Here is a 21,563-nt window from a genome sequence, read left to right as displayed (position 1 = left end):
ATCAGCTCCTTGCATAGTCTTGAGCAACGGTCTCGCGGCGGACCAGCGGCTCGGATTGTTCAAAATTCGCACCGGCGACGGCATCGCCGATAATGACCATGACCGGCCCGTTCAACTCGTCGCGGTGCTCGAGACCGGGCAGATCCCGCAGGATGCCGTGCATCAGGCGACGATCGCGGCGGCTCGCATTCTCGATGATGGCAACGGTCGTCTCCGGCGGCAGTCCAGCCTGCATCAGGCGACCGGCGACGGAAGCGGCAACCGTGCGTCCCATATACACGGCAATCGTGGCACCGGATACGGCCAGGCTCGCCCAATCGGGCAGCACATCGCCTGTGAGATCATGACCCGTTGTGAAGACCAGCGACGAGGCGACGCCGCGCAGCGTCAATGGCAGTTCGAAATCTGCGGCGGCCGCAAAGGCCGAGGTGATGCCGGGAACGATCTCATAGCCGATACCAGCGGCCCGCAGAGCCGCCATTTCCTCGCCCGCGCGGCCATAAACCAGCGGATCGCCCGACTTCAGCCGCACGACGCGCTTGCCTTCACGGCCAAGCTGCACCAGCAGATCGTTGATCTCTTCCTGCGACTTGCTGTGGCATCCCTTGCGCTTGCCGACGGACAGGCGCTCGGCATCGCGACGTCCCATATCGACAATCGCCTGCGGCACCAGCGCATCATAGACGATGACGTCCGCTTCCATCATCACGCGTTGCGCCCGAAGCGTCAGCAGATCTTCCGCGCCAGGGCCGGCGCCGACCAACCAGATGCGGCCCTCGACTTCGCGCGACGACTGCAGCAACTCATCGGCTGCCTGCTCGGCCTGCAAGAGATGGCCGGCATTGACGGCATCAGCGACGGATCCGGAGAAGAACCGCCGCCAGAAGACGCGACGCGCAACGCCGCGCGCTACAAGGCGCTCGACCGGCTTGCGGTAGCGCGTCGCAAGGTCGGCAAGCTTGCCGAGCGACGGCGACAACATCTGGTCGATCTGGGCGCGGACCATCTGCGCCAGCACCGGACCGGCACCTTCCGTGCCGATGGCAACAGCCACAGGAGCGCGATTGACCAGCGCCGGCGTATAGAAATCGCAATAATCGGGCTGATCGACGGCATTCGCGGGAATTCGCTCAGCGCGGGCAGCATCGACGATCGTGCGATCCGCCTCGGCGTCGCCGGTGGCGGCAAAGACGAGAGTCGCGCCCTTGACCTGATCGGGTGAAAAACTGCCGCGTACGGTTTCGATGCGGTTGGCAATCAGGAAGGCGTGATAATCAGCCTCTGGCGCCGGCGCATAGACGACGATCTTGGCTTGCGTGTTCATGAGCAGCCGCACCTTGGCGAAAGCTTCATCACCATTGCCGAAGACAGCCGTCACCCTTCCTTCCACGCGGAAGAAGGCGGGAAACACCGAAAGCTGTTCAGTCCTGGGAGGCATCATGGTTCCACTTCGAGATTTGGCGACTATCGCCCTTGCTGCCAAGAGATTGAAGAAACAGAAATTCTAATGCCCACGCATGCGCGTATTCTTTTGCTCGACATGCCAAGGATTTGAGCAAAACTCACCAGACGAGCAGATCGAGATAAATATAGGAAATCTATAGACTTTTATGATTGACTGCCGCCTACGGCGATTTTATTGCCTGTGACAAACTTGGTCCATACGTCATTTGCGCATTCCGCCGCTTGCGCAATGCCGATAGACTGGCCCAAAACTCTGGAGCAGATCCTTGTCCGACAACAGCATCGCAGCCCGCCTTCTCGACGTCGTGGAGCACGACATCCTGCCCCTGACCCGCAAGGGCGTGGCCGCCGGCAACAAGGTCTTCGGCGCCGCTATCCTGCGCAAATCCGACCTTTCGCTCGTCATCGCCGAAACCAACAACGAATTGGAGAACCCGCTGTGGCACGGCGAGGTTCATGCCCTCAAGCGCTTCTACGAACTCGGCGAAAAGCCGGCGACCAAGGATTTGATCTTCCTGTCCACCCACGAGCCCTGCACCATGTGCATGTCGGCGATCACCTGGGCCGGCTTCGACAATTTCTATTATTTCTTCAGCCATGAGGATTCCCGGGATGCCTTCGCGATCCCGCACGATCTCAGGATCCTGAAGGAAGTCTTCGGCCTGGAGCCGGGCGGTTATCGCCGTCAAAACGCATTCTGGAACAGCTTTGCCATCTCCGACCTTGTGGAAACGGAAGCGGATCCGCGCAAAGGTGAGCTGAAGGAACAAACGGCGCGCATTAAACAGGCCTATGCCGATCTCTCGGACAACTACCAGGCGTCGAAGAGCGGCAACGACATCCCTTTGAATTGATAGCTAGATCCGAGGCAATGATGGAAGCATCGCGAGACATAAACGGCCTGATCGACATCATGGCAGCGCTGCGAAATCCCGAGAGCGGCTGCCCCTGGGACATCGTTCAGACCTTCGAAACCATCAAGCCCTACACGATCGAAGAGGCCTATGAGGTCGCAGATGCGATCGAGCGCAAAGATACGGACGATCTCTGCGACGAGCTCGGCGATCTGCTGCTGCAGGTCGTTTTCCATTCCCGGATCGCCGAGGAGTCAGGCGCATTTTCGTTCGGCGATGTCGTCCATGCCATCTCCCGCAAGATGATCCGCCGCCATCCGCATGTCTTTGCCGTTTCCGATGCTAAGACCGAAGATGCGGTGACGCTGCAATGGGATCGGATCAAGGCCGAAGAGAAGCGCGAACGGGCGGAGCGTCGTGCCAAAAGCGGCGTTACCGAAGATTTCAAGGCCGGCTTCCTGGGCTCGGTGCAACGCACCTTCCCTGCCCTGACGGAAGCCTTGAAACTACAGGAACGGGCCGCCAAAGTCGGCTTCGACTGGTCGGCGCCGGAGCCTATTCTCGACAAGATCGAGGAGGAGATCGACGAATTGCGGGCAGCGCTTGCGAGCGGCGACAAGGCCAAGGTCAGCGACGAGCTCGGCGACCTGATCTTCGCCGTCGTCAATATCGGCCGGCACGTGAAAGCCGATCCGGAACAGGCTTTGCGCGGCACGAACACGAAATTCCGCCGCCGTTTCCATCATATCGAGACAACGCTCGAGGCAGAAGGCGAAACGCTGGAAGGCGCCTCGCTGGAGCGGATGGAAGAGATCTGGCAGTCGGCAAAAGCCATCGAGCGGCAGCTCAGCGAGGCGAAAACGGCTTAGACGCAGCCTATTCCCAGTCCTCGCGCTGCGGCTTCGGGCCATTGCCCATGCGCCGCTCCAGCTCGGCCGCCTCGGTCTCGGTCAGGCGGACGTCGAGCGTCACCGTACCGTCCTCATTGTCCTCGCGGTTGTCGACAATGGCGTGGTTGTAGAGCCAGGGTAGCAGTGCCAGTTTTTCGACCGGCAGCGTGATCGACGTTTCCGTCAGCACACCGGAGAGACGCCGGCTGATTTCGTCCATCAGACGATCGACGCCCTCGCCTGATATCGCCGAGACGGCAATGACGTTTTCGGCGGTCGAAGCCTTTTGGACGATGGCATCGTGAGCTTCCGGTTCCAGGCGGTCAATCTTGTTCCAGACCTCGAGGATGCGCTCCGCACCTTCCGCCTCGCCAATGCCGAGATCACCGAGAATGCGCATCACGTCAGCGCTCTGCGCCTGATTGTCGTCATCCGAGAGATCGCGCACATGCAGGATCAGGTCGGCCTCCAGCACCTCTTCCAGCGTCGCGCGGAATGCGGCCACCAGATGGGTCGGCAGGTCGGAAATGAAACCGACGGTATCGGAGAGGATGACGGTGCGGCCATGCGGCAGCTTCATACGGCGCAGCGTCGGGTCCAGCGTCGCAAACAGCATGTCTTCCGCCAGAACACCGGCGCCGGTGATGCGGTTGAACAACGTCGATTTGCCGGCATTGGTATAGCCGACCAGAGCCACGATCGGATGCGGCACCTTCCGGCGCTTGGCGCGATGAAGCTGGCGGGTGCGAACCACCTGCTCCAGCTCGCGCTCCAGCCGAATGATCCGTTCCTGCAGCATCCGCCGGTCGGCTTCGATCTGGGTTTCACCGGGGCCGCCCATGAAGCCGGCACCGCCGCGCTGGCGTTCAAGGTGGGTCCAGCTTCGAACTAGCCGGCCTTTCTGATAGTTCAGATGCGCGAGCTCGACCTGCAGCGTGCCTTCCTTGGTGGAGGCGCGGCGGCCGAAGATTTCGAGGATGAGGCCGGTGCGGTCGATGACCTTGGCGTTCCACGCCTTCTCGAGATTGCGCTGCTGCACCGGCGTCAACGGATGATCGACGATAACGAGGCCGGCGTTGAACTCATCGAGCAGCGCCAGGATTTCCTCGATCTTGCCGGTTCCGAGCAGCGTTGCCGGCCGTGGATCGTTGATCGGCACGATGGAACCGTTGACCACGTCGAGATCGATCGCCAAGGCGAGGCCTTTGGCCTCTTCCAGTCGGCTCTCCGGCGGGCGCGAGGCGGAATTGGCGCTATCGGCTTGAGCGGAACGCGCCGCGCGCGCCTGTTTCAACACAGGCACGACGACGACAGCGCGCATATCATCCCGGTGCTTTGCGGACTCCGGGATGAGAGAATCGTTTTTGGTATCGCGTGTCGTGATAGTAGAAAGTCCTGGTTAGGATGCGGCTTCTTCGCTCTCGAACATCTGCATCGGCTGACCCGGCATGATCGTCGAGATCGCATGCTTGTAGACGAGCTGCGAATGGCCATCGCGGCGGAGCAGGACGCAGAAATTGTCGAACGAGGTTACGACACCTGTGAGCTTCACGCCGTTAATCAAGAAAATTGTCAGTGAAATCTTTTGCTTGCGAACAGTATTGAGAAACAAGTCCTGCAAGTTTTGAGAACGTTCCGCCATCGCGCCGCTTCTTTCTTTTTTGCCGACCCAGGTCGGTTAAATGTCATGATATACAGAGGTCCCGGACAAGAGATACCCTCATTCTCTCCCTCCAGCGAATGTTGGTATCAAATCGCAGTCTTTTCCGCAACGTCGAAAAAGGCTTCACGAATTTTCTGTGACATGCTGCCCGGATGACCATTGGCAATGGTCTCGCCATCGATAGAAACGACCGGAAAACATATACTTGTCGCCGCGGTGATGAAGACTTCGCGGGCCTTCATCATCTCCTCGACCGAGAAGAATCGCTCGACAATCGTCACGTCGAGCTTGGCTGCGACGTCCATCAGGGTCGTACGGGTGATGCCACGCAGGATGCCATGCTCGGCCGGGCGAGTGACGAGATTGCCGTCATGATCGACGATCCAGACGTTGGTCGCGGCCCCTTCCTTCACCATGCCGTTGTGGTCGATATAGATCGCCTCCTGGGCGCCGGCCTCCTTGGCCTGCTGGCGGGCCATGGCATTCGGAAGCAGGCCCACCGACTTGATATCGACCCGGTCCCAGCGATTGTCGCGGACGGTAATCGCCTTGATGCCATCGGCGTTCTTTTTGGCGATCCCGGATTGATCGGTGCTCTTGGCGGTGACGACGATCGAGGATGGCGTGCCGGCGGGCGGGAAGACGTGGTCTCGCCGGGCAACGCCGCGTGTCACCTGCAGATAGAACAGGCCATTGCGGACATGATTGCGGCGCAAGGTCTCGCGAATCACCAGTACCAATGCCTGGCGCGTCATCGGCCAGGCGATCCGCAGCTCGCCCAGCGAACGGTTGAGACGATCGAGATGGCGCGTCAGGTCGACGATCACGCCATGACGAACCTCGCAAACCTCGTAGACACCATCTGCAAACTGGTAGCCGCGGTCCTCGATATGCACCATGGCATCGCTGTGCTTGACGTAGCGGCCGTTGACATAAGCTATTCTCGGCATGGAAGCCCCTGATCAGAAGTCTACGATGTTGACGGACGAAGCGGCCGATCAGACGCCCAGCGACTTCAGCTTACGGTGCAGCGCCGAACGTTCCATGCCGACAAATTCCGCGGTGCGCGAGATATTGCCGCCGAAGCGGTTGATCTGAGCGATGAGGTAATCGCGCTCGAACATCTCGCGCGCTTCACGCAGCGGCAGCGTCATGATGTGATAATCATTCTTGGCGGACACCTTCGGCAGCATGTCGCCGAGGTCGGTCGGCAGCATTTCCGCCGTGATCGGCGTTTCCGCGCCATCCGAGCGTGCGAGGATCATCAGCCGCTCGATATTGTTGCGCAGCTGGCGGATGTTGCCCGGCCAGTCATGCGCCTGCAGCACGGCCATGGCGTCGTCGCCGATCCGGCGGGGGCGAATGCCGGCCTGCTCGGAAATCTGGCGCATCAGCTGGTCGACGAGGAATGGAACGTCCTCGCGGCGTTCGGCAAGGGCAGGCACGCGCACGGGCACGACGGCTAGACGGTGATAGAGATCCTCACGGAACAGCCCTTCGGCGATGCGGCTCTCGAGATTATAGGCCGTGGACGAGATGATCCGGACGTCCACCTTGACGCGCTTGGAGCCGCCGACGCGCTCGAACTGTTGATCGACGAGCACGCGCAGGATCTTGTTCTGCGTCTCGCGCGGCATTTCACCGACTTCATCGAGATAGAGGATGCCGCGATGGGCCTCTTCCAGGGCGCCGATCTTGCGCGCCTGCCCCGGCGAGCCTTCAGTGCCGAAGAGAGCGATTTCCATGCGCTCTGGTGTGATCGTCGCGGCATTCAGCGCCACAAAGGGACCATTCGCGCGGGTCGACTTCTTGTGTATCATCCGCGCGACGAGCTCCTTGCCGGAGCCCGACGGGCCGAAGATCATGACGCGGCTGTTGGTGGGCGATACCTTGTCGATCGTCTGGCGCAGCTGCGAAACGGCTACCGACGTACCAATCAGCTCCACGGCATCGCCGGTGCGGCGCTTCAGCTCGGAGACTTCGCGCTTCAGCTTGGAATTTTCCAGGGCGCGCTCAGCAATCAGGATCAGACGATCGGCCTTGAACGGCTTTTCGATAAAGTCGAAGGCGCCGCGCTTGATGGCGGAGACGGCCGTCTCGATATTGCCGTGACCGGAGATCATGACGATGGGCAGTTCCGGATGGCGCGCCTTGATTTCGTCCAGCAGCGCAAGACCATCGAGCTTGCTGCCCTGCATCCAGATATCGAGGAAGATCAGCCGCGGCGCGCGATCGGAAATCGCGGCAAGCGCGCTGTCGCTGTCGTGTGCCGTGCGGGTTTCGTGCCCTTCGTCCGAGAGAATTCCCGAAACGATTTCGCGAATGTCTTCCTCGTCATCCACTACGAGAATGTCAGATGCCATAGACGCTTTCCTTGTCACTTGCTGTCTGGGCGACGACGGCCTGCTCACGGCGTGGCAGATGCACGCGGATCATGGCCCCCCTGCCCTGGTCGAAATCGGCCGGCGCGTCGTGGAGTTCGATCTGCCCGCCATGGTCTTCAATGATCTTCTTGACGATGGCGAGGCCAAGGCCCGTGCCCTTCTCGCGCATCGTCATATAGGGTTCGAGAATACTGTGCCGGTTCTCGACCGGCAGGCCGCGGCCATTGTCGATGACGTCGACAGTGAAACGATCCCGCTCGGGATCGAGCGACGAGCGCACCAGGATCTTCGGCTCCTCGCGGGCCTGGTCGCTTGGCACGCCTTCGATCGCCTCGACGGCATTCTTGATGAGATTGCCGAAGGCCTGGCCGAGCATTCGCGCATCGAACATACCCTCCAGCCGTTCGTCGCCCAGCTCACGCTCGAATTTGACGTGAGTGTTGCCCATTTCGCGCAGGAAGACGGCATCGCGCAGAATATCGCGCAGATCGGTCGGCTCCATGGTCGGCTTCGGCATGCGGGCGAAGGAGGAGAACTCGTCGACCATGCGGCCGATATCGCCCACCTGGCGGATGATCGTATCCGTGCATTGATCGAAAACCGCACGATCGGCTTCGGCGATGTTCTTGCCGAAGCGGCGGCGGATACGCTCGGCCGATAGCTGGATCGGCGTCAGCGGGTTCTTGATCTCATGCGCAATGCGACGCGCGACATCGGCCCAGGCGGTCGAACGCTGCGCGATCACCAGATCGGTGATGTCGTCGAGCGTGATGACATAGGATTCGTTGGCATCGCGCGATTCCTCGCGCGTTACCTGGACACTGAGCGTGCGCACCGTCCCGCCACGAACAAGGCTGATCTGCTTGCGGAAATCGCTGCGATGGCGCATCGTCGCCTCGGTCACGACTTGGTCGACCTCGGGGGCGATTTCCGACAGGTTCTTGCCGATGAGCTCGTCGCTCTTGAGCGTCAGCAGATCTTCGGCCGAAGTATTGGCGATCGTGATGCGCCGGTCATGCTCGACACCGATCACAGCCGCCGTCACGCCCGACAGAACGGCCTCGATGAAGCGGCGACGGTCGTCGACCTCGTCCTTCGCCTCAAGGATTTCATCGCGCTGGGTGCGAATTTCCGAGATCATCTTGTTGAAGGTGCGCGACAAGCTGCCGACGTCGCCATCGGCCGAGCGCACGGGCACCAGCACGTTCATATTGCCCGAGGCGACATTGTCCGCAGCGCTGATGAGGAGGCGGATCGGCCTGACGATACGGTCGGCGATCGCGATCGCGGTCCATATCGCGGCCAGCAGCACGATGAGCGCGAAGCCGATGTAAAGAACGGCGAAGGCGATCTGGAGCGACATGCGCCCTGCTTCCATCGCCTTGTATTCGACGGTGTTATCCTCAACCATGCGCATGGCGTTCATGACGCGCGGGTCGACGGCACGCACAGTGTAGAGAAACGAGCCGGGGATCTCATCGAGCTTGATGACCGCGCCGACAAGGTTGGTCACCCCCGGCGGAATGAGCGTCGGCTGCCCGTTGGCCGAGGAATCGAGCGCATCCTTCGGAATGGCCGGCAGCGGCCGTTCGGTCTTGATCTCGGCCTGGACGATGGCGCTGCCATCACGGCGCACGAGAAAGGCCCCCAGCAAGCCGCGCCCGCGCGCTTGACGGGTCATCAAATCGGTAAAACCGGTGCGATCGAGATTGAAGAGCGAGCGATTGCGCTCCAGATCGTTCGCCATCGACACTGTCTGCCCCTGCAGATAGCTCGCATTCTCCATCAGATAGGCTTGCGCGACGTTCTGCGAGGAACTGATGATCTGCTGCGTACGTACGCCGAACCAGCGGTCGAGGCCGACATTGAGAGTCAGGCTGGCAACGATAGCGACAAGAATGGCCGGCGTGATCGCCACGATCGAGAAAAGAACGACGATGCGGATATGAAGCCGAGCCGCGGCGCGGCCACGGCTGCGCGCCTTCATCAACCGCGCGACTTCGCGGGCGATCAGAGCAATCAGTCCCAGCACGAACAGGCCGTTGATCACGACCGAGGTGAAGACGACGGAGGACGTCGGGGCGATCGGCGTGAGCCCCAGGAGCATCAGCAAGGTCGCGATGGCGCACAGGAGCGCGCCGCCGGCCAGGATCAGACCCGGCAGGGCGAAGGAAGCACGACGGTCCGTCACCTTGACAACCGCCTCGTCGCTCGCCGCCGGCGACACCGCGTCCTGCATCATTCCCATCAATCTCCACGCACGAGCGACGGTCGGCGCCCTGGTCAAAATCGCACCGCCACTATTTGGCATTCGTGTGCGCGACAGGCAGAGGCGGGAACTGTCGTTCGGTTTCGCATAAGAGCGAAACCTTTACTTCACGTCATCCTTGCAACAGGCTGAAAAATCTGACGAACTCTCCTTTTCCAGAGAGCAGGTCAAATGAATCGCCACTGCAAAGACGACGAATCAACTGCGTGACCTTTAAGCAACGCATTGTGGCGAAAATGCAACGCATCGGATCGCGTTGTCAAGCCGTTCGGGAGCTTCTGTAAACCGAAACTCCCAGTTCCCTGATCTTTTTACGCAACGTATTGCGGTTGAGGCCCAAAAGATCGGCGGCCTTGATCTGATTACCCCGCGTCGCGGTCAATGCCGCGAGAATCAAGGGATATTCCATTTCCGTCAGCACGCGGTCGTAAAGGCCAGGCGGCGGCAGATTATCGCCGAAACCGGCGAAATAGGTCCGCATGTTTTCCTCTACCGCCTGGGCGATGGTCATGGAGCCGGTGCGGACCGGACCCTTTTCGATCGGACTGTCGGGCACGTCAGCCCGCAGTTCCGCGTCGATAATTTCCTTGGTGATGACATCCTGCGGATAGAGCGCCATCAGCCGGCGAATGAGATTTTCCAGCTCGCGGACGTTGCCGGGCCAGGGATAGGCCTTCATCAGTTCGAGCGCTTCCTGGTCGAAACGCTTGGAACCCAGCCCTTCCTTTTCGGTCTGCTGCACGAAATGGCGCACGAGATCCGGGATATCCTCGGCGCGGTCGCGCAGCGGCGGCAGGCGCAGCGGCACGACGTTGAGACGATAATAGAGGTCCTCGCGGAACAGGCCCTGATTGATCGCCTGCTTCAGGTCCTTGTTGGTGGCGGCGACGATGCGGACATCGGTGCGGATCGGCGTGCGGCCGCCCACGGTCGTATATTCGCCCTGCTGCAGCACGCGAAGCAGGCGCGTCTGCGCATCCATCGGCATATCGCCAATCTCGTCGAGAAACAGCGTACCACCTTCCGCCTGCTCGAAACGGCCGGTCGAGCGCGTCTGTGCGCCAGTGAAAGCGCCCTTCTCATGGCCGAACAGTTCGGATTCGATCAGATCGCGCGGGATCGCGGCCATGTTGATGGCAACGAAAGGCCCATTGCGGCGCTTGCCGTAATCGTGCAGGGCGCGCGCCACCAGCTCCTTGCCGGTACCGGATTCGCCGGTGATCATCAGCGTGAGGTCGGTCTGCATCAGGCGGGCGAGCACACGGTAGATTTCCTGCATCGCGGCCGAACGCCCCACAAGCGGCATGCCGTCCTGCATGTCATCGTCGAGCTTTGCCGGCTTGCGCTTCGGTTCGGACAGGGCACGGCCGACGATCGCGATCAGCTCCGTCAGGTCGAACGGCTTCGGAAGGTAATCGTAAGCACCCTTCTCCGACGCCTTGATTGCAGTCATGAAGGTGTTCTGCGCGCTCATGACGAGCACGGGCAGATCCGGCCTTGCCTTCTTGATCCGCGGCAATAGATCGAATGCGTTTTCGTCAGGCATGACGACGTCGGTTACGACGAGGTCGCCTTCGCCGGCCGAGACCCAACGCCAGAGCGTCGCGGCGTTGGATGTAATGCGCACATCGTAACCCGCGCGGCTCAGAGCTTGGTTGAGCACGGTGCGGATGGCCGCATCGTCATCGGCGACAAGGATCGTGGCTGTCATCGAGTAGTCCCTGTAGAGTTCGGAAGGGGGGCATCTTCTGAGGTGATGCCCTTGGAGGCGGGCATCAAAACACGGAAAGTGGTGCGGTGGTTCTGGCTGTCGCATTCGACAATGCCGCCGTGGTCGCCAATGATTTTGGCGACCAGCGCAAGGCCGAGGCCGGTTCCGTTCGTCTTCGTGGTGATGAACGGATCGAAGAGATGCGGCACGAGGTCGGATGGAACGCCGGGACCATTGTCGATGACGCAGAATTCCAGCGGCAGCGAAATCTTCTCGCGCGTGCCGGCGACCGAAAGCCGGATGCCGGGGCGATAGGCCGTCGTCAGCATGATCTCGCCATCCTGACGATCGCCGACCGCCTCGGCGGCATTCTTCACCAGATTGAGGAAGACCTGCACGAGCTGGTCCCGGTTTGCAAAGACCGCCGGCAGCGAAGGGTCGTAGTTCTCGGAAATCTTGATGTTGCGGGCGAAGCCGGCCTTGGCGACGGCCTTCACGTGATCGAGCACGGAGTGGATGTTGACGGGCACGCGATCGACCGGCCGCTCGTCGGAGAAAACCTCCATGCGGTCGACCAGCGAGACGATACGGTCCGTCTCGTCGCAGATGAGGCGCGTCAGAGCGCGATCGTCGTCCTCGACGGACTGCTCCAGCAGCTGAGCGGCGCCGCGAATACCTGACAGCGGGTTCTTGATCTCATGCGCCAGCATGGAGGCAAGACCGGTGACCGAACGGGCGGCGGCGCGGTGCGTCAGCTGCCGGTCGATCTTGTCCGCCATGGAGCGTTCCTGGAATACGACGACCACTGAGCCGGGGTCGCTGGAAACCGGCGCGACGTAAATATCCACCAACTTGTCCTGCCCAAGACGCGGAGAGCTGAGGTCGACGCGATACTCGTTGACGGGCGCGCGGCGCTCGCGCACCTGGTCGATCAGCGCCAGCAACGGGCTGCCGAACGGGATAAAGGTCGAAATCTTATAGCGTGAGAGATGCGAGGCGCTGGCGCCGAAGAAGGCCTCCGCCTCCCAGTTGGCAAAGGCAATCAAACCGGCCTCGTCGACCATGACGACGGGGTTCTGGATCGCGTTGAGAACGGCCATGGCGAGGGAATTGGCCAAGATGTCGCCGGCGCCGGAGCTGGATTTCGAAGTCATGCAGCCTCCTGGACGCAGTGAGCGAGATCGGCGCCTGCCTGCAGCGCGGCATGGAAGGATGCAGCCACCTCGCCGCTCTCTTTCGACGTCATGATTTTCGCCTTGTCGACATCTGTCGTCGCCGGCGCGTACCGATCGAGATACCAGGCCAGATGCTTGCGGGCATGGCGTATACCGACCGCTTCGCCGTAAAACTCCATCATCATCCGGTAATGTTCGAGCGCGATCTCGACGATCTCCTGGCGGCTCGGTTCGCGGTAGCCGGCCAGTATGCCTGCATGCCACGGGCGGCCCTGGCAGCCACGGCCGATCATGACGGCATCGGCACCGGAGCGGCGCAGGATTTCCCGCGCGTCTTCCGCCGTTTCGACATCGCCATTGGCGACAAGCGGGATGGAGACGGCATCGCGCACGGCGCGGATCGCATCCCAATCCGCCCTGCCCTCATAGAACTGCATGCGCGTGCGGCCGTGAATGGTGACGAGCTGAATGCCGGCTTCCTCGGCACGGCGCGCAATATCCGGCGCGTTGATGGAGTTTTCATCCCAGCCAAGCCGCATCTTCAGCGTCACGGGGATGTTCACGGCGCGGACCGTCGCCTCGATCAATGTTAGCGCGTGATCCGGGTCGCGCATCAGCGCCGAGCCGGAATAGCCGCCGATCACCTTCTTGGCGGGGCACCCCATATTGATATCGATGATATCGGCGCCATTGTCGGCGGCAATCTTCGCCGCCTCGGCCATCCAATGTGCCTCGCGGCCAGCCAGCTGCACCATATGCGGCTTCAATCCCGCGCTTTTCAAACGCGCCCAGGATTCGGCCGTATCCTGCACGAGCTCACGGCTGGCGACCATTTCGGTGACGACCAGGCCGGCGCCGTAACGTAATGCGAGCTGCCGGAAAGGCAGATCGGTCACGCCCGACATCGGTGCCAGAATCACGCGATTTCGGATGGATACGGAACCGATGGAAAATGGAGCTGCAAGCTGGGAAGAAAGCAAATGATTATCTTTCGGGCACACTATACATCTGCACTATTTTTAGACACGCTTTGAAAGTTTGCCAAGGGGGTTTAGAGAATCCCGATATTTTTTGGGCAGATGCTGGAAAATACTCGGTCGAGGCGATAGACCCTGCTGAAGCAGGATCCCGTTTGGCGATCTATTTAGCATGTGCTTGTCCAAAAGAAAGCTCCACGCTTTTCAAAGCCATGCCGGAGACGAGCCTTTATTTTTCGGGGGTTATGACGCAAATGCATTCAACGCAACCGCTATCGGTGGGAATCGTGATCGTTGCCGCCGGACGCGGCGAACGGGCGGGCTCTCCGGAAGAAGGCCCCAAGCAATATCGCCCGATCGGCGGCAGAGCGGTTATTGCGCACACGCTTGAAAGATTCGTGACATGGCCGCAGACAGCGAAGATCGTCATCGTCATTCATCGCGACGATGAAAACCTGCTCCGCTCGGCGCTGCAGCAGGTTGCCGGATTGCCTGATGTCGATATCGCTTTCGGCGGCGCCACGCGCCAGCAATCCGTGCTTGCCGGACTTCGCCAGTTGAAGGGAAGCGGCGTGACGCATGTCATGATCCATGATGCCGTGCGCCCCTTCTTCGACCACGATCTGCTGGATCGCGTCGCCACGGCGCTTGCAGACGGCGCACCAGCAGTGCTGCCGGCCATGCCTGTAACCGACACGCTAAAGCGCGGCAACGCGGAAGGGCTCGTCGTCGACACCGTGACTCGCGCCGGGCTTCACGCCGCGCAGACGCCGCAATCCTTTCGCTTTGCCGATATTCTTGCCGCACACGAAAAAGCAGTAGCCGACGGCAAAAGCGATTTCACCGACGACGCCGCGATCGCGGAATGGTGCAGCCTGCCGGTGACATTGGTAACCGGCAGCGCCGACAATGTGAAACTGACGATTAGGAGGGATATTGCCATGGCCGATGAAAAGCTGAGCGCCGGCCTGCTGCCCGACGTACGTACCGGCAATGGTTATGACGTGCACCAGCTGGAGCCCGGCGACGGCGTAACCCTTTGCGGCGTCTTCATTCCTCACGATCAAAAGCTGAAGGGGCATTCGGACGCCGATGTCGCCTTGCACGCTCTCACGGATGCCTTGCTCGCCACCTGCGGCGCCGGCGATATCGGCGACCATTTCCCGCCCTCCGATCCGCAGTGGAAAGGCGCCCCTTCCCGCATCTTCATCGAACATGCGGCCAAAATCGTGCGCGAACACGGCGGCACCATCATGAATGCGGATGTCTCGCTGATCGCCGAAGCACCGAAAGTCGGGCCGCATCGCGACGTGATGCGCGCCAGGCTTTCGGAGTTTCTGGGCATCAGCATCGATCGCTGCTCGGTCAAGGCGACGACGAACGAGAAGATCGGCTTCGTCGGCCGCCGCGAAGGCATCGCCGCCATCGCGACGGCAACCGTCGTCTATCGCGGAGGCAAGACATGACGCATTTCCCCGATGAGATTCTCGCGCTCGCACGAAAGATCGTCACGGATTTCACGGTAAAAGGCTGGATGGTCGCCACGGCCGAATCCTGCACTGGCGGGCTGATCGCCGGAGCGTTGACGGAAATCCCCGGCTCCTCGGCGGTGGTCGATCGCGGCTTCGTGACCTATACCAATACCGCGAAAATGGAGATGCTCGGCGTTCAGGAACAGACTCTTGCGCAGTTCGGCGCGGTTTCAAAGGAAACGGCGCTCCAGATGGTGCATGGCGCCCTCTTCCGCTCCCGGGCCGATTTTGCCGTAGCGGTGACCGGTATTGCCGGCCCTGGCGGCGGCTCCGCGGAAAAGCCCGTCGGGCTCGTCCACCTCACCGCCAAAGCGCGCAGCGGTGCACTGATCCATCGAGAAATGCGTTATGGCGATATCAGCCGCGACAAGGTCCGGCTCGCCACTTTGAACACGGCGCTGGAGATGCTTGTCGCGCTCAGCCAATAACCAAAGCGCAGCGCGATCTTTCAGATTCGCTCGGTGCGCTTTAACTTCTTGATTTTTCGCATGTCGTTATCGCAAAACCGTAGTACACTTTTGCGCGACATGCTTAGGCGCGGCTTCAAGTATATATTTTGCTCGCGCGCGTCTCGAAGGCATCCGTGAACATGCGGAAAGCCCGATCGAACATCGATCCCATCAGGGCGCCGAGGATGCGGCTCTTGAATTCATAGTCGATGAAAAAATCAATGCTGCAGCCGCCATTTTCCAACGGCGTAAAGCGCCAGCGATTGTCGAGATATTTGAAAGGCCCATCGATATATTTCACATCGATCGCGCGCTCCGCCTTGTTCAACAGCACCTGCGTCGTGAAGGTCTCACGGATCGCCTTGTAGCCTACGGTCATATCGGCAATCAGCAGGATCTTACCGTCGCGCTCCTTGCGGTTGCGGACCGTGAGCGCCTCGCAAAGCGGCAGGAATTCGGGATAGCGCTCCACGTCGGCGACGAGGTCGAACATCTGGTCGGGCGAATGCGGAACGGGGCGATGAGTTTCGAATTGAGGCATGAGCCGCAATTAAGCAGGACGGCCAAGAAGATCAAGAAGCTGACGCATTTCGCCGCGGGATTTCAGCTGCAAAACGGGGACATCGGGGCCGTATTCGGCAAGGCCGGCAAGAACCCGCGGCGTGAATTTTTCCTCAAATGTCCAGATGAAGCGCAAGAATTCCCAATCGACTTTCTCGATGCAGCCCGGTGCCATTTCCGGGCGCGTGCGACCCATCCACTTGATCCAGCGAGAGACGGCGCCCCAGATGCACAGCAGGCGCGGCATCCGCACCCATATGACGAAATCGGTACGCGGCAGGCGGATGTCGAATGTCGAGGGATTGGTCCCGTCCATGATCCATCGCTCGCCCTGCACCTTGGCAAGGATGATGGCGCGCTGCTCGTCCCTATCGCGCTGAACCCAGCCCGGCAGCCACAAAACGTCGCGATCGATCGAGACATAAGCAAGGCCGACGTGTGCGGCGATCTTCTGCGACAGGGTCGACTTGCCGCCGCCGGAGCAGCCCATAACCATGATACGATTCGCGCGGCGGATATGCTCAGCGGCTACATCAAGGTCTCGTATCTCGCTGCGCAATGTCGGCATCGCGATTTGATCCATGACAGCCTCTCAGCTCTTGCCTCGGAGACGGGACAGCAGGTCTTCGCCTTCGCGGTAGGATTTCAGCGTCACGACCGGCACATTACGGCCGTGTTGTTCGAGCATCTCCTGAAACTGCGGCGCTTCGTCACGCTCGAAAGTCCAGATGTAGCGCAGGAATTTCCAGTCCAGCCGCTCGGGGCATCCCGGCGCCATCTCAGGCCGCGACCGGCCGCGGTAGCGCAGCCAGCGTGAAATGACGCCGCGCAATGCCACGTGCCGCGGCGGGCGTCGCCATATGACGAGTTCGGCGCGCGGCAGCCGCAAGGGCAAGGTTCCTGGGCTGTTGCCGTCCATGATCCAGCGCGGCCCGGCGACCGCCTGCTCGATCAGCGCGATCGCTTCTGGGCGCGGGCGCAATTTCCAGCCGGGTAGCCAGAAGATGTCGCGATCCATTGAAACATAGGCCAACCCACGCAGCGACGCGATGGCCTGCGCGAGCGTGCTCTTGCCTGTACCGGAGCAGCCCATGATGAGAATACGGTCTGCCTTTTCGAGGATGCGAGCCGCCTGATCTATATCGACGGCATGGGAAAGCGCCTGCAGCGCGACGATCTGCTCCACGATACGGCTCCATATTCGATCTCGACAGGCGCCGGTACCGGCAGCAAACGGCTGGCATGCTTCCTAAATCAAGCGAATGACGATCCTATGGCAGAGCACGCGAAAACCGTGGTAAGGATCCCTGGGCCAGATCGAGGAGCAGCGCAATGGCGATAGTGCGGTACCTAGTCGAGGATGTGGAAGCGGCAGCGGCATTCTATCTGAAGCATTTCGGCTTTACGCTAAAACAACAGTTCGGACCGGCAATGGCGATTCTGAAGCGGGACGACCTCACATTGTGGCTTGCAGGCCCAATGGCGTCGGCTTCCCGGCCAATGCCGGATGGCCGCAAACCTGAACCGGGCGGCTGGAACCGGTTCGTGCTTGAGATTCAGGAAGAATTGCCCACACTCGTTTCCACTCTGCGCGAACATGGTGTTCATTTCCGCAACGACATCATAGAGGGACCAGGCGGACGACAAATCCTGTGCGAGGATCCGTCCGGGAACGCGATCGAATTATTCGAACCAAAAAGCTCCTGAAATCTCCGCGTCGCCGCTCCTGAGGACAAAGAGACTACTTTTTCCTATTCCGCTGCCAGCAGCAGCTTCTTTTCGCGGGCAGCGCGCAGACGCTCGAAATCATCGCCGGCGTGATGCGACGAGCGCGTCAGCGGGCTGGAAGCGACCATCAGGAAGCCCTTGGTGTAAGCCACGGTCTCGTAGGACTTGAACTCTTCCGGCGTGACGAAGCTCATCACCTGATGATGCTTGCGCGTCGGCTGCAGATATTGGCCAATCGTCAGGAAGTCGACATCGGCGGTGCGCAGGTCGTCCATCAGCTGCAGCACTTCGTTGCGCTCTTCGCCGAGGCCGACCATGATGCCCGACTTGGTGAACATGGTCGGGTCCAGTTCCTTGACCCGCTGCAGCAGGCGGACGGAGTGGAAGTAGCGCGCGCCGGGACGAACCGTCAGATAATTGCCGGGCACAGTTTCCAGATTGTGGTTGAAGACGTCGGGCTTGGCGGCGACGACGCGCTCCAGCGCACCCGGCTTCTTCAGGAAGTCCGGCGTCAGGATCTCGATCGTGGTCGTCGGCGAAGCGGCCCGGATCGCCCAGATCACCTTCTCGAAATGCTCGGCACCGCCGTCGGCGAGATCATCACGGTCCACCGAGGTGATAACGACGTGGCTGAGGCCCATCTCCTTGACGGCCTTGGCGACGTTTTCCGGCTCGGCCATATCGAGCGCGTTCGGCTTGCCGGTCGCGACGTTGCAGAAGGCACAGGCGCGGGTACAGATTTCGCCCATGATCATGAAGGTGGCGTGCTTCTTGTCCCAGCACTCGCCGATATTCGGGCAACCGGCTTCTTCGCAGACCGTGACGAGCTTATGCTCCTTCACGATCGAGCGGGTTTCGGCATAACCCTTCGATGTCGGTGCCTTCACGCGGATCCAGTCCGGCTTGCGCAGGACTTCCGTATCCGGCCGATGCGCCTTCTCCGGGTGTCGTACGCGCTTGGCGTCCGGGTTGATCGTGTCGAGAATGGTGACCATGAAACGTCTACTTTCCGCCGCCTGAAATGCGGCCCTTCATCGCCGAGCGAATTTGGCGAGGAATATCAGAATGCATGCACCGATGAAACCGGTGATGAAAAAGCCGAGCCTGCCGCCCGGTACGCCGACATGCAGGGCTACCAGAAGCCCCGCAGCGACCACCGAGCCGGCGATGCCGAGGATGATGTTCAGGATGATGCCGTAGCGCGCATCCATCAGCTTGCCCGCAAGCCAGCCCGCGAGACCGCCGATGATGATCAAACCCAGCCAACCGACACTTTCCATCAAACCCTCGTTCCAAGCCTACTGCCAAGATGCTCTAGACGATCAGCCTCGCCAATAGCACCACGATGATCGCGCCGACCGTGGCATGAATGATCTCCACGACAAGCGCATTTTCAATGCCGAGCGATATCCCGAAATAACGGAACAGGAAACCGCCCACGAAAGCCCCGATCACGCCACTCACCAGGCAACCGATGAGCCCACCGCCTCCGACGATCAGGCTCGCGAGGAAACCCGCGACCAGCCCGATGAGAAGAAAGACGATCCAACCTTCCGCCGTGATAGACATGTTGATTTCCTTTCCTGATTTCCACCCTTTGGATAAAGGGCATGGCAGGAAATTATCAAGCGTTCAGCACCCGCCCGTAGGCGTCCAGCACGGCTTCCTTCATCGTTTCCGAAACGGTCGGATGCGGGAAGATCGTGTGCATCAGTTCCTCTTCCGTCGTCTCCAGGTTCATGGCAACAACGAAACCCTGGATGAGTTCGGTCACTTCGGCGCCGACCATATGCGCGCCGAGCAGTTCGCCGGTCTTCTTATCGAAGATCACCTTGCAGAGCCCCTGGTCTTCGCCAAGCGCGATCGCCTTGCCGTTGGCGACGAAGGAGAAGCGGCCGACGCGGATATCGCGGCCGAGTTCCTTGGCCTTGGCTTCCGTGAGGCCGACGGAAGCAACCTGCGGCTGGCAATAGGTGCAGCCCGGCACCTTGCTCTTGTCGGTCGGGTGAACATTCGGCAGGCCGGCGATCTTCTCGATGCAGACGACGCCCTCATGCTCGGCCTTGTGCGCCAGCATCGGGGGACCGGCAACGTCGCCGATCGCATAGATGCTCGGCACGTTGGTCTTGCCGTAGCCATCGATGACGACGCAGCCGCGGTCGGTCTTCACGCCGAGCGCCTCGAGGCCGAGGTTCTCGATATTGCCCTGGACACCGACGGCCGAGATCATGCGGTCGGCAACGATCTGCTGAACCTTGCCGTCTTCGGTTTCGACATGGGCGGTGATGCTGTTGGCAGCCTTATCGACCTTCGTGACCTTCGCCTTGGTGAAGATCTTCAGGCCGCGCTTTTCGAGCTGCTTGCGGGCAATGCCGGAGATTTCGGCGTCTTCGACCGGCATGATCGTCGGCATGACTTCGACGACGGTGACGTCGACGCCCATCGAGCGATAGAAGCTCGCGAATTCGATGCCGATCGCGCCCGAGCCCATGACGAGCAGCGACTTCGGCAGGAAATCCGGCTTCAGCGCTTCGAAATAGGTCCAGATCAGCTTGCCATCCGGCTCGATGCCAGGCAGAGCGCGCGGACGGGCGCCGGTCGCGACGATGATGTGCTTGGCAGTGTAGGTGCCCTCGCCCTTGACGTTCTTCGGCACCGGATGCTGCGGCTCGACGACCGGCTTGGCCGACTTGCCGACGACGATTTCGCCCGGCTGAGCACCGGTCGAAGCCTTGGTGATCTTGGCTTCGCCCCAGATGACGTCGATCTTGTTCTTCTTCATCAGGAAGCCGACGCCTTGGTTGAGGCGGGCGGAAACGCCGCGCGAGCGGGCAACGACGGCCTTCACATCCGCGCTGACCTTGCCTTCGAGAACGAGGCCGTAATCCTTCAGATGGTTGGAATGATCGAGAATTTCGGCCGAGCGAAGCAGCGCCTTTGTGGGTATGCAGCCCCAGTTGAGGCAGATGCCGCCCAGGTGCTCGCGCTCGACGATCGCGGTCTTCAGGCCAAGCTGGCCGGCGCGCACGGCGGCGACATAACCGCCCGGACCGGAGCCGATGATAATGACGTCGTAATTCTCAGCCATGTGTTTCCTGCCTTATTGGTGGCGGCGGATCGGAGCCGGCGCCTTGAATGTGTCAGAGACCGAGCATCATCCGCACGATCGGCTCGAGGCCGCGACCGAGCGCCCGGGTGTTTTCCGCATCGAGATGAACGCCATCCAGCGGCGTGGTGACGGCAACCGTATTGGCGTCGAAGAAGCCGCAGCCGAGCTCGTCGGCCAGATCGCTGTAGAGCGTCGGCAGCTTGCTCGATTCCTTGACCGCGCCGAGATAGCTTGCCGCAAAGGCCGGATTGGCCGTCTCGGAGATTGCCGGCGGGGCAACGATGAGGATATCGGGCACCTCGTAGTCGAACCCCCAGGCATGATTGCGCACCAGCTGGACCAGCCGGCTAATGCCCTGCAAAGCGGCGAAGGCCGAGCCGGCAACGACCGGCTTCATGTCGTTGGTGCCAAGCAGAATGATCACCAGATCGAGTGGATTATGAGACTGCAGGATCGTCGGCAGGATCCGCGCACCGTTGCGGTCGCAATCGGCGAGATGATCGTCGAACGCCGTGGTGCGGCCGTTCAATCCTTCCGGGATCACGCGCACCTGGTTGCCGAGCGCCTTTTGCAGCACGCTCGGCCACCGATCTTCATAGGCATGACGGCCAACCGTTTCGGCACTGTAGCCCCATGTCAGCGAGTCGCCGTAACACAGAACAGTCTTGGTCATTCATGCCTCCGTGTTACAACCAGAGCGTGATGCCGAAAAGTGTAAGCGGTTTTCGGGAGACATCACGCTCTACCTATTTGTTTCTAGAGCGGATTCAGATTTTAGGTCGATCCGACCTAAAATC

22 protein-coding genes are annotated in these 21,563 nt (G+C 60.8%); 5 read left to right on the top strand and 17 right to left on the bottom strand.

The annotated features are described in order from the left end of the window. Position 1: 1 nt before the first annotated feature. Complete coding sequence (cysG, locus tag FP026_RS26960; RefSeq protein ID WP_149637638.1) at positions 2-1,438, bottom strand: siroheme synthase CysG; 1,437 nt, start codon at positions 1,436-1,438, stop codon at positions 2-4. 292 nt (positions 1,439-1,730) lie between these two features. Between cysG and FP026_RS26955 the strand changes: the two genes are divergently transcribed. Continuing rightward, a complete protein-coding gene (locus FP026_RS26955) occupies positions 1,731-2,318 on the top strand; it encodes a deaminase (protein ID WP_149637637.1) in 588 nt (195 codons plus the stop codon). A 20-nt stretch (positions 2,319-2,338) separates the two neighbouring features. Further along, positions 2,339-3,187, top strand: coding sequence for a nucleoside triphosphate pyrophosphohydrolase (gene mazG / locus FP026_RS26950; RefSeq protein ID WP_149637636.1), 849 nt, complete (start codon positions 2,339-2,341; stop codon positions 3,185-3,187). 7 nt (positions 3,188-3,194) lie between these two features. Here the strand turns inward: mazG and hflX are convergent, their stop codons facing one another. The 8 genes from hflX to dusB all read right to left on the bottom strand — a co-directional run bounded on the left by hflX (position 3,195) and on the right by dusB (position 13,411). Then, on the bottom strand, positions 3,195-4,529 hold the full coding sequence (gene hflX / locus FP026_RS26945; RefSeq protein ID WP_149637635.1) for a GTPase HflX: 1,335 nt from the start codon (positions 4,527-4,529) through the stop codon (positions 3,195-3,197). 78 nt (positions 4,530-4,607) lie between these two features. Further along, positions 4,608-4,850, bottom strand: coding sequence for an RNA chaperone Hfq (hfq, locus tag FP026_RS26940; protein ID WP_003539403.1), 243 nt, complete (start codon positions 4,848-4,850; stop codon positions 4,608-4,610). A gap of 107 nt (positions 4,851-4,957) precedes the next feature. After that, positions 4,958-5,821, bottom strand: coding sequence for a D-amino-acid transaminase (locus tag FP026_RS26935; RefSeq protein WP_149637634.1), 864 nt, complete (start codon positions 5,819-5,821; stop codon positions 4,958-4,960). Positions 5,822-5,869: 48 nt separating this feature from the next. Beyond that, positions 5,870-7,234: a sigma-54-dependent transcriptional regulator gene (locus FP026_RS26930; RefSeq protein WP_149637633.1), complete on the bottom strand. Its 1,365-nt coding sequence runs from the start codon at positions 7,232-7,234 to the stop codon at positions 5,870-5,872. Further along, positions 7,224-9,497, bottom strand: coding sequence for a sensor histidine kinase NtrY-like (locus FP026_RS26925; RefSeq protein WP_149637632.1), 2,274 nt, complete (start codon positions 9,495-9,497; stop codon positions 7,224-7,226). The genes FP026_RS26930 and FP026_RS26925 overlap by 11 nt, the downstream gene beginning before the upstream one ends. Positions 9,498-9,783: 286 nt before the next feature. Beyond that, complete coding sequence (gene ntrC / locus FP026_RS26920; protein WP_149637631.1) at positions 9,784-11,235, bottom strand: nitrogen regulation protein NR(I); 1,452 nt, start codon at positions 11,233-11,235, stop codon at positions 9,784-9,786. Further along, on the bottom strand, positions 11,232-12,389 hold the full coding sequence (locus FP026_RS26915; protein ID WP_149637630.1) for a two-component system sensor histidine kinase NtrB: 1,158 nt from the start codon (positions 12,387-12,389) through the stop codon (positions 11,232-11,234). The genes ntrC and FP026_RS26915 overlap by 4 nt, the downstream gene beginning before the upstream one ends. Beyond that, positions 12,386-13,411, bottom strand: coding sequence for a tRNA dihydrouridine synthase DusB (gene dusB, locus FP026_RS26910; RefSeq protein WP_188112698.1), 1,026 nt, complete (start codon positions 13,409-13,411; stop codon positions 12,386-12,388). Before dusB ends, FP026_RS26915 begins: the two co-directional genes overlap by 4 nt. A 221-nt stretch (positions 13,412-13,632) precedes the next feature. On the opposite strand from dusB, the gene FP026_RS26905 reads away from it, so the two are divergent. Then, positions 13,633-14,853, top strand: coding sequence for a bifunctional 2-C-methyl-D-erythritol 4-phosphate cytidylyltransferase/2-C-methyl-D-erythritol 2,4-cyclodiphosphate synthase (locus FP026_RS26905; protein WP_149637628.1), 1,221 nt, complete (start codon positions 13,633-13,635; stop codon positions 14,851-14,853). Further along, entirely contained in the window at positions 14,850-15,347 is a 498-nt protein-coding gene (locus FP026_RS26900; protein WP_149637627.1) for a CinA family protein, read from the top strand. Before FP026_RS26905 ends, FP026_RS26900 begins: the two co-directional genes overlap by 4 nt. A gap of 115 nt (positions 15,348-15,462) precedes the next feature. On the opposite strand, the gene FP026_RS26895 is transcribed toward FP026_RS26900, so the two are convergent. From FP026_RS26895 to FP026_RS26885, 3 genes are read right to left on the bottom strand one after another with little or no spacing between them, the layout of a single operon-like run. Further along, positions 15,463-15,909: a type II toxin-antitoxin system RatA family toxin gene (locus FP026_RS26895; protein WP_149637626.1), complete on the bottom strand. Its 447-nt coding sequence runs from the start codon at positions 15,907-15,909 to the stop codon at positions 15,463-15,465. Between the two features lie 9 nt (positions 15,910-15,918). Further along, complete coding sequence (locus tag FP026_RS26890) at positions 15,919-16,512, bottom strand: AAA family ATPase (protein ID WP_149637625.1); 594 nt, start codon at positions 16,510-16,512, stop codon at positions 15,919-15,921. A 9-nt stretch (positions 16,513-16,521) separates the two neighbouring features. After that, positions 16,522-17,115, bottom strand: a complete 594-nt coding sequence (locus FP026_RS26885) for an AAA family ATPase (RefSeq protein WP_149637624.1) — start codon at positions 17,113-17,115, stop codon at positions 16,522-16,524. A gap of 146 nt (positions 17,116-17,261) precedes the next feature. On the opposite strand from FP026_RS26885, the gene FP026_RS26880 reads away from it, so the two are divergent. Further along, on the top strand, positions 17,262-17,636 hold the full coding sequence (locus FP026_RS26880) for a VOC family protein (RefSeq protein WP_149637623.1): 375 nt from the start codon (positions 17,262-17,264) through the stop codon (positions 17,634-17,636). Between the two features lie 44 nt (positions 17,637-17,680). Here the strand turns inward: FP026_RS26880 and lipA are convergent, their stop codons facing one another. From lipA to FP026_RS26855, 5 genes are read right to left on the bottom strand one after another with little or no spacing between them, the layout of a single operon-like run. Beyond that, positions 17,681-18,652 carry a lipoyl synthase gene (gene lipA, locus FP026_RS26875; RefSeq protein ID WP_149637622.1) on the bottom strand — a complete coding sequence of 324 codons (972 nt, stop codon included), beginning with the start codon at positions 18,650-18,652 and terminating at the stop codon, positions 17,681-17,683. A 36-nt stretch (positions 18,653-18,688) separates the two neighbouring features. Next, positions 18,689-18,937: a GlsB/YeaQ/YmgE family stress response membrane protein gene (locus FP026_RS26870; RefSeq protein WP_092715509.1), complete on the bottom strand. Its 249-nt coding sequence runs from the start codon at positions 18,935-18,937 to the stop codon at positions 18,689-18,691. A gap of 34 nt (positions 18,938-18,971) precedes the next feature. Beyond that, positions 18,972-19,226, bottom strand: a complete 255-nt coding sequence (locus FP026_RS26865) for a GlsB/YeaQ/YmgE family stress response membrane protein (RefSeq protein WP_015339818.1) — start codon at positions 19,224-19,226, stop codon at positions 18,972-18,974. A 55-nt stretch (positions 19,227-19,281) separates the two neighbouring features. Further along, positions 19,282-20,745, bottom strand: coding sequence for a dihydrolipoyl dehydrogenase (gene lpdA / locus FP026_RS26860; RefSeq protein ID WP_149637621.1), 1,464 nt, complete (start codon positions 20,743-20,745; stop codon positions 19,282-19,284). Between the two features lie 52 nt (positions 20,746-20,797). Further along, positions 20,798-21,439, bottom strand: a complete 642-nt coding sequence (locus FP026_RS26855; RefSeq protein ID WP_149637620.1) for an SGNH/GDSL hydrolase family protein — start codon at positions 21,437-21,439, stop codon at positions 20,798-20,800. Positions 21,440-21,563: the final 124 nt, after the last annotated feature.

The sequence above is a fragment of the Martinezella tropici genome (assembly GCF_008370325.1).
Classification (GTDB): Bacteria; Pseudomonadota; Alphaproteobacteria; order Rhizobiales; family Rhizobiaceae; genus Rhizobium; species Rhizobium tropici_B.
This window is presented reverse-complemented; position numbering and strand designations above follow the sequence as displayed.

What these genes read in the sequence shown, in the direction of transcription:
- cysG (WP_149637638.1), bottom strand. Translation starts at nt 1,438, where the DNA reads ATGCCTCCCAGGACTGAACAGCTTTCGGTGTTTCCCGCCTTCTTCCGC.
- mazG (WP_149637636.1), top strand. Translation starts at nt 2,339, where the DNA reads ATGGAAGCATCGCGAGACATAAACGGCCTGATCGACATCATGGCAGCG.
- hflX (WP_149637635.1), bottom strand. Translation starts at nt 4,529, where the DNA reads ATGCGCGCTGTCGTCGTCGTGCCTGTGTTGAAACAGGCGCGCGCGGCG.
- hfq (WP_003539403.1), bottom strand. Translation starts at nt 4,850, where the DNA reads ATGGCGGAACGTTCTCAAAACTTGCAGGACTTGTTTCTCAATACTGTT.
- FP026_RS26935 (WP_149637634.1), bottom strand. Translation starts at nt 5,821, where the DNA reads ATGCCGAGAATAGCTTATGTCAACGGCCGCTACGTCAAGCACAGCGAT.
- FP026_RS26930 (WP_149637633.1), bottom strand. Translation starts at nt 7,234, where the DNA reads ATGGCATCTGACATTCTCGTAGTGGATGACGAGGAAGACATTCGCGAA.
- FP026_RS26925 (WP_149637632.1), bottom strand. Translation starts at nt 9,497, where the DNA reads ATGATGCAGGACGCGGTGTCGCCGGCGGCGAGCGACGAGGCGGTTGTC.
- ntrC (WP_149637631.1), bottom strand. Translation starts at nt 11,235, where the DNA reads ATGACAGCCACGATCCTTGTCGCCGATGACGATGCGGCCATCCGCACC.
- FP026_RS26915 (WP_149637630.1), bottom strand. Translation starts at nt 12,389, where the DNA reads ATGACTTCGAAATCCAGCTCCGGCGCCGGCGACATCTTGGCCAATTCC.
- FP026_RS26905 (WP_149637628.1), top strand. Translation starts at nt 13,633, where the DNA reads ATGACGCAAATGCATTCAACGCAACCGCTATCGGTGGGAATCGTGATC.
- FP026_RS26900 (WP_149637627.1), top strand. Translation starts at nt 14,850, where the DNA reads ATGACGCATTTCCCCGATGAGATTCTCGCGCTCGCACGAAAGATCGTC.
- FP026_RS26895 (WP_149637626.1), bottom strand. Translation starts at nt 15,909, where the DNA reads ATGCCTCAATTCGAAACTCATCGCCCCGTTCCGCATTCGCCCGACCAG.
- FP026_RS26890 (WP_149637625.1), bottom strand. Translation starts at nt 16,512, where the DNA reads ATGGATCAAATCGCGATGCCGACATTGCGCAGCGAGATACGAGACCTT.
- FP026_RS26880 (WP_149637623.1), top strand. Translation starts at nt 17,262, where the DNA reads ATGGCGATAGTGCGGTACCTAGTCGAGGATGTGGAAGCGGCAGCGGCA.
- lipA (WP_149637622.1), bottom strand. Translation starts at nt 18,652, where the DNA reads ATGGTCACCATTCTCGACACGATCAACCCGGACGCCAAGCGCGTACGA.
- FP026_RS26870 (WP_092715509.1), bottom strand. Translation starts at nt 18,937, where the DNA reads ATGGAAAGTGTCGGTTGGCTGGGTTTGATCATCATCGGCGGTCTCGCG.
- FP026_RS26865 (WP_015339818.1), bottom strand. Translation starts at nt 19,226, where the DNA reads ATGTCTATCACGGCGGAAGGTTGGATCGTCTTTCTTCTCATCGGGCTG.
- lpdA (WP_149637621.1), bottom strand. Translation starts at nt 20,745, where the DNA reads ATGGCTGAGAATTACGACGTCATTATCATCGGCTCCGGTCCGGGCGGT.
- FP026_RS26855 (WP_149637620.1), bottom strand. Translation starts at nt 21,439, where the DNA reads ATGACCAAGACTGTTCTGTGTTACGGCGACTCGCTGACATGGGGCTAC.